Origin of the sequence: Burkholderia sp. Tr-20355 (assembly GCF_017104685.1) — a bacterium.
Classification (GTDB): domain Bacteria; phylum Pseudomonadota; class Gammaproteobacteria; order Burkholderiales; family Burkholderiaceae; genus Burkholderia; species Burkholderia seminalis.
In genome coordinates this window covers 1-1064 of the sequence record NZ_JAAGPK010000386.1, presented here as the reverse complement: position 1 = coordinate 1064, position 1064 = coordinate 1, and the positions used below count along the sequence as shown (strand labels likewise).

At 74.8% G+C, this 1064-nt stretch carries 1 pseudogene; it reads left to right on the top strand.

From position 1 onward, the window contains the following. Positions 1 to 1037, top strand: a pseudogene (locus G3N62_RS35530) (transcriptional regulator); the annotation flags it as partial. Between the last annotated feature and the right edge of the window lie 27 nt (positions 1038 to 1064).

Genomic DNA, 1064 nt, shown 5'->3' with positions numbered 1-1064 from the left:
GGAGCGGGGCGGGGGGCGGGGGGCGGGGCCGGCGGGGGGACGCGATGGTGGCGACGGGGCTGGATTACTGCGGGGGGCACGCGCAGGCGGGGGAGCGGCTGGAGGCAGCGACGGCCGAACTGGCCGGCGCGGGCGAGCCGCGGTGCGCGCAGGCGGCGCTGGGTGTCGACATGGCGACGTTCGGCGGCACGATGCTCACGCGGCTCGCGTGGCTGCAGGGCGACCCCGAGCACGCGATGCGGCTGGCCGCGCAAGCGGTGGAGGGCGCGCGCCGCGGCCCGTCGGCCCTGGCGCTGTGCTTCGTGCTCGGCACGGCTGCCGTGCCGATCGCCATGCGCTACGGCGACCACGACGCGACGACCGACTATCTCGCGACGCTGCGATCGGTATCCGACACGCACGGGTTCGACATCTGGCGTACCCATGCGGAATGCCTGACGGGACAGTTCGACATTCAGACCGGCCATCCGGGCGCGGGGCTCGCGCGGCTCGAACCCGCGTTGCGGCGCCTCGAGGCAAGCGGCTTCCGGCGCCTGCTCGCGCCGTTGACCGCCGCGCATGCGGAAGGACTCGCGCGCACCGGCCGCGCGGCCGAGGCGCGCACCCGGCTCGACGCGACGCTCGCGCGCTGCCGCGCGCACGGCGAACATCTGTTCGTGCCCGAACTGCTGCGCGTCAGGGGCGTGGCGACGCTCGAACAGGCGCGCACCGCCACCGCGAGTCTCGCGGCGGCATACGAAGCGGACGGCCATCGTCATCTGCAGCTGGCCATCCAGACCGCGAACGCGCAGGGCGCCGCGATGTGGGCGCTGCGCAGCACGCTCGATCTCGCCGATCACCTGATCGAGCGCGGACGTACCGGGCAGGCATCGACGCTGGTCGCGGGCCTCACGCGGCACTTCGATCCGCATTCGCGCGCGAACGACGTGCGCCGCTTGCTGCGCGTGCAGAATTTCGTCCGCCCGGACGCGATGCCCGCGGCAAGCCGGGCGCGCGTGCGGCGCGATGCCGTCGACGCGGCGCAGCCGGTGGCATGACGATGCGCGAGAACGGCAGGGCGGACG